The organism is Microbulbifer sp. (assembly GCF_036563125.1).
In the GTDB taxonomy this organism is placed as follows: domain Bacteria; phylum Pseudomonadota; class Gammaproteobacteria; order Pseudomonadales; family Cellvibrionaceae; genus Microbulbifer.
On sequence record NZ_DATCMV010000146.1, the window covers coordinates 1 to 5,319 of the forward strand.

Genomic DNA, 5,319 nt, shown 5'->3' on the forward strand with positions numbered 1-5,319 from the left:
ACAGAAGTACTTCGTCATTGTGTTTTGAACGGCTTCAGGCAGTTGTTGAAATGTATTTCCTTGCAGTCCGTTGTAGGCGTCATTTACATATTTTCGCGCAAGTTCAACAGACTCATTCGCAATATTTTTATGTTTTTTCATGCCGCCAAAAACTTCCCACTCGACATGAACTTTAAGACCGTCGGATCCATGCATACTTTTGCCGCGCCAGATAGCCATCCCTTGCCCATCCTTCGGTATGTTTGTAATAGCCGTAGCATGCCTTAGGGATTCAGTGCAAACAATGGTCGTAGAAGCTCACTGAAGAAAGCAGGCACAGGAATCATTAATAAATTGGCGTGCGGTGCTACAGTCCAAAATGTAACCGCTCATGAAAATAAAAACGCCTGACCGGCTTGGATTTTTTAAATATCTACTGATGAAAAGGGCCATCCAAACCCGTGCATAAAGCGAGGGCAGGGATGGCCAACAGCCTAAGCTTGATTGCGCCTTACTGCACTTGCAGCAAGGGCAGTTTCATAAGGATCAGGGACAGTTGCCCTTCACATAGTAACCAGCGGCGGTCTCTGCCAGCGTGCTGGTCACATACAGGTTGTACAGACCCAGATTGTCGCCGGAGCCGACCGCATAGGCGTAGCTGCCGTTGGTGGTGGCGCGGCCTGCCTGTACGTGGCTGTAGTTGTTGGCGGTGTACTCGGTACAGGTCACATCGCCGTCCGGGGTGCTGTCACAGGCGTTGCCGATACCGTCGCCATCGTTGTCTTCCTGGCCCGCGTTGGCAACGCTGGGGCAGTTGTCGACGCTGTCGTTCACGCCGTCACTGTCGCTGTCCACCGGCTCACCGTCCGGGGTGCTGTCGCAGGCATTGCCGATACCGTCGCCATCGTTGTCTGCCTGGTTGGCATTCGCCGTGTTCGGGCAGTTATCCAGTGCGTCTTCCACGCCATCGCCATCGGTGTCGGTGGGCTGTTCGCCGCCGCCGCTGGTGGAGCAGGCCTGAACCGGGCCGGCACAGCTGCTGTCGCCGTCGGCAATCCACTTGCAGTCGCCGCCAGACGGATACTCGCGCATGGTGAACGGGCTGGTGCCGAATGCCAGGTAACAGGCCGAGTAGCCCACGCCCCAGGTGATATGGCCGGCGCTGATATGGAAGTTGTAATCACCGGTCTGGCCGGCATCGATAGTGAAGGTGACGCTGGCCTGGCTGGCGAGCTGGGTGTCGTCGGTGGCGGTAACCGTCGCGGTGTTTTCGCCACCCGGCAGATTGCAGCCCTGGGCGGAGTAGCCGTTGCCGACAACACTCGCGGTCACGTTGCCGCTGGTAAATGCAACCACCACGGAGGCCAGGTTCTGGTTCGCATCCACCACGGTGCCGGTGACGGTGGCGCACTGGCCGCTGACGCTGGCTGTGGTATCGCTCAGCACTGGTGCGGTCGCCGCCGGCTCTGGTCCCACGCGGGTGATGATGCTGGCCGCATCGCCATCCGCGCCTTCATTGTCTGTCGCCACCGCGCTTACCTGATACAGGCCATCCGCCAGGGTGGAACTGGTCGCACTGAAGAAGCCGGCGGAATCCACTGACGCCACGCTCAGGGTTTCCACCACCACCGGCGAGCCGCTATCGATATTGCTGATGGTGATGGCCACAGCGGTCACGCTGCCCTCGGCATCCACCGCATTGCCGCTGATGGTCAGCAGGCTGCTGCTTTCGCTGGCGGCAAGATTGGAGATTGCCGGCCCGCTGTTGCGGTCGACGCGCTTGTTGTTGGCGGCGAAGTACTGGCCGAGGTAGGAGGCGTAGTTGATGCTCTTCGCCGAAATGTAGCCGCCGGAGGCGCCTTCACCGCCGGACCAGGCGTGGGGCACATCGTTCAGCCACAGCATGGAAACGCGGCCGTCCTGCCACAGGGTTTCATCCGCGGTGCGGGTGCTGCCCTCGCTGATGGTGTTGGTGCCGCTCAGCTTGGTCACGCCGTAAACCCCGGCCATGCCGTCGGAGTTCTGTTCGTTGTAGCACTGGTTCACCGTGGTATCGGCATCGCCCTGGGCGATGGACGCTATCTGGGTGGCGAAGTGGCTCTTGTAACTGCCCGCATAGGTGTTGCAGCGCGTGGCCACGTCCGCGGACTCACACGGGCCGAGGGCGCCATTGGAGCTGGTGCCGATGCTGGGGCCGGCGGCCACGCCCATACCCGCAAACACGTCCGGGGCCAGGCAGGCGGTGGTGTTGGCAAAGGCCGCACCGGAAGACAGGCCGGCGATATACACCTGGTCCGGGTCGATATTGCGGCTGGTGTCGCCGCTCATGGTGTTGGCCAGAGTAATCAGGTTCTTGTAGTCGCCGGCGGTGCGCGACTTGGTGCCCTGCCAGTAGGACCAGCAGCTAAAGCCGGCCTTGTTCATGGCATCCGGCACCGCGATCACCATGCCGTACTGCTCTGCCGCATCTTCCAGATTGGCGGTGAGGTAATTGCTGGTGGGCTGGGAACAGCCGTGCAACACGATCATCAGCGCCTTGCCGCTACCGATGGACGATACCGAGTCCGGTGTATACACATGCACGGAATTGAAACCGCCGATGGACTGGCTCTGCTGCCAGCTGCCCGCGCTGGCAACAGTGGCAAAGAGCCCGGATAGAAATAACAGGAATAGGGTAAGGACGCCCTTGTGGGGCGGTCGATTATCGTTCATCGCTAGTACCTTCATTATTTGAATTATGTTTGACTGCACAAACGATATACGCGCTAGGCAGCAAGCAAATCGCGCAGACGACGTTTGCCCTCCAAGCTTATGCGCGGGCCAGATGGCGGCCACTAGACCAAGGTTGTAGAACGGCGCCGGAAATGTCGGGTGGTTCGCAGTTTGGCGCTCATTGCTCACTGGTTGTATGGCCTGGCATTCAGTTTCAAAATAAAAACTCAATCGGCTCAATAGTAGAGAAATAGATATGACGGTCACCCAACATGGCGCATCTGGAAAAACCGTATTGGTGACGGGGGCCAGTTCTGGCATTGGCAGGGCCGTCGCCCGCCGCTTTGCGCAAGATGGTTGGCTGGTGATGTTGGCAGGGCGCGATCAGCAGAAGTTGCTGTCGCTACAGCAGGAATTGCCGGGAAGTTCTATGCATGCCAGCAAACTGGAAAATAGCGCCGCGTGTGACGCCCTGGTGGAAGTAACCATCGGTCAGTTTGGCCGGCTGGATGCCTTGATCAATTGTGCCGGGATCATCCAGCGTAAAACTGCCCAGGAAACGGATGACGCCTGCTGGGCGGAAACCATGCGCATCAATCTGGATGTCCCTTTTTACCTTTCCCGCGGGGCGCTGCCTTATCTCACCCAGAGCAGGGGAGCCATTGTGAACATTGCCTCTGACTGGGGGCTAAATGCCGGTAGAAATGCCGCAGCCTATTGCGCCAGTAAGGGGGGATTGGTGATGCTGACCAAGTCCATGGCGTTAGATCATGCAAAGGATGGTGTGACTATTAATGCTGTTTGCCCGGGCGATGTAGATACCCCGATGCTGGTAAACGAAGCAGCGCAAAGGGGAGTTGATTATCAAGAGGCCATGGCAACAAATAACGCGGATGTGCCCACAGGGCGCATTACCAAGCCAGAGGAAGTCGCCGCATTATGCGCTTTCCTGTGTTCAGATCAGGCGCGTCAGATTACCGGGACGGCCATGCTGATCGATGGCGGGGCAAATGCCTAGCTGACCCTGAAAATACGCACAAAAGGCAAGAGGGAAGTGGGCGGGGAGAGCAGGTTGGCAGGCAGTCAGGAAGGCCGGCGGGGGCCGGCGTTCCTGTGTCGTGAATGGCTTACAGCGCGCCATCCCGTTGCAGCTTGTGCACCATTGGGGCGGTCAGCGCCATACCCCCGATACCCCACAGGCCTTCTGGCACTTCTTCAATCTTTACCCAAGTGACCGAACGCATGTGCTCGCCCTCGATGGCGACCATGGTGTCGGTCAGGCGGGTGATGATTTCGGCTTTCTCTTCCTGGCTGAATACGTTTTCGATCAGGTTTACAGTAATCAACGGCATGATAGTTCTCCTAAGTCCGTGTTTGATAAGTAATCAGAACACCGTGCTCTGATGGGAGTAGATTAGTGAGGGCGGCTTGTTGGCGATGCTTTGCGGGATGTAGCATCTCACTACGTTTTCTGTAGTAACCAACTACAAATAACAAACTACAGTCTGAAAAGCCTGTTACAGCGGAGCACACCATGGAATACGGTCAATTCTGCCCCATAGCCAAAGCAATGGATCTGCTTGGGGAGCGCTGGACAATGCTGATCCTGCGCGAACTGCATATGGGCGGCACGCGATTCAGCGAATTGCAGCGCGGCCTGCCGTTAATCTCTCCCACCATCCTCACCAAACGCCTTAAAGAACTCGGGGACGCCGAGCTCATCCTGCGCAAGAAGATTCCCGGGCAGCGGGGTAATGAATACTTCCTGACCCAGGCGGGCAAAGAGACACTGCCGATGCTGCAGCTGGTGGGGGAGTGGGGTATGCGCTGGGCCCGCGGCGACATCCGCGACAGCGACCTGGATGTAGAACTGCTGATGCTGTACCTGCAGCGCAGCATCAAGACCGACATGCTGCCGGGCGATCAGTCCGTCATCCAGTTCCGCTTCACCGATCTGGACAAGCTCCACAGCTGGTGGCTGATGGTCAAGGGCAGCAACGTGGATATCTGCCTGGAAGACCCCGGGCAAGAAGTCGATGTGTACCTGACCACAGACTTGCGCACCATGGTGAATTGCTGGATGGGGGATGAGAGCTACCGCGAGGCCATCTCGGATAACCGCATGAAACTGGTGGGGCCGTCGGCGCTCACGCGGAATATCCAGAGTTGGATATCGGATAGCATTTTTGCGGGGATTCCTTCTGCCAGGCAGATTTAGGCTGAAGGGAATGGCTGTGTAGAAACCCCAGGGTGGGAGAAGGGCCAAGCCCAGCGTAGCTGGGCTGGTCGTTGGCGGCTTTGTTATATGTTTCTAGCTATTAGCAAACTCTTCCAGGGCGTTTCCAGCCAAGCGGTAACCGACCCATTCGTCTTGAGATTTTGCGCCAATGGATTGATAGAACCGTATTGCGGGTTCATTCCAGTCAAGCACACTCCACTCGAAGCGGCCGCAGTTCTTGGATACGGCTATTTTTGCCAAGTGCTTCAAAAGAGCCTTGCCGGCACCAGCGCCTCTGTACTCTGGCGAAATGTATAAATCCTCCAGGTAGAGACCATTCTTGCCTAGCCAGGTCGAGTAATTAAAAAAGTAAACCGCAAACCCAACTGGTTTATTGTCTATATTGCAAA

6 protein-coding genes are annotated in these 5,319 nt (G+C 57.3%); 2 read left to right on the forward strand and 4 right to left on the reverse strand.

Features of this window, described 5'->3' with window-relative positions; all coding sequences use genetic code 11:
- On the reverse strand, positions 1 to 219 hold a 219-nt coding region (locus tag VIL80_RS12430; RefSeq protein WP_332036425.1), incomplete at its 3' end, for a hypothetical protein.
- A 306-nt stretch (positions 220 to 525) separates the two neighbouring features.
- A complete protein-coding gene (locus VIL80_RS12435; protein ID WP_332036426.1) occupies positions 526 to 2,691 on the reverse strand; it encodes an extracellular catalytic domain type 1 short-chain-length polyhydroxyalkanoate depolymerase in 2,166 nt (721 codons plus the stop codon).
- Between the two features lie 256 nt (positions 2,692 to 2,947).
- Between VIL80_RS12435 and VIL80_RS12440 the strand changes: the two genes are divergently transcribed.
- A complete protein-coding gene (locus tag VIL80_RS12440; protein WP_332036427.1) occupies positions 2,948 to 3,709 on the forward strand; it encodes an SDR family NAD(P)-dependent oxidoreductase in 762 nt (253 codons plus the stop codon).
- Positions 3,710 to 3,818: 109 nt separating this feature from the next.
- Here the strand turns inward: VIL80_RS12440 and VIL80_RS12445 are convergent, their stop codons facing one another.
- On the reverse strand, positions 3,819 to 4,043 hold the full coding sequence (locus VIL80_RS12445; RefSeq protein WP_280320786.1) for a tautomerase family protein: 225 nt from the start codon (positions 4,041 to 4,043) through the stop codon (positions 3,819 to 3,821).
- 182 nt (positions 4,044 to 4,225) lie between these two features.
- On the opposite strand from VIL80_RS12445, the gene VIL80_RS12450 reads away from it, so the two are divergent.
- Positions 4,226 to 4,909, forward strand: coding sequence for a winged helix-turn-helix transcriptional regulator (locus VIL80_RS12450; protein WP_332036428.1), 684 nt, complete (start codon positions 4,226 to 4,228; stop codon positions 4,907 to 4,909).
- Positions 4,910 to 5,002: 93 nt separating this feature from the next.
- On the opposite strand, the gene VIL80_RS12455 is transcribed toward VIL80_RS12450, so the two are convergent.
- On the reverse strand, positions 5,003 to 5,319 hold a 317-nt coding region (locus tag VIL80_RS12455; protein ID WP_332036429.1), incomplete at its 5' end, for a GNAT family N-acetyltransferase.

Bases quoted from the DNA above. Each gene is read 5' to 3' on its own strand.
- VIL80_RS12450 (WP_332036428.1), top strand. From the start codon at position 4,226: ATGGAATACGGTCAATTCTGCCCCATAGCCAAAGCAATGGATCTGCTT.
- VIL80_RS12435 (WP_332036426.1), bottom strand. From the start codon at position 2,691: ATGAACGATAATCGACCGCCCCACAAGGGCGTCCTTACCCTATTCCTG.
- VIL80_RS12440 (WP_332036427.1), top strand. From the start codon at position 2,948: ATGACGGTCACCCAACATGGCGCATCTGGAAAAACCGTATTGGTGACG.
- VIL80_RS12445 (WP_280320786.1), bottom strand. From the start codon at position 4,043: ATGCCGTTGATTACTGTAAACCTGATCGAAAACGTATTCAGCCAGGAA.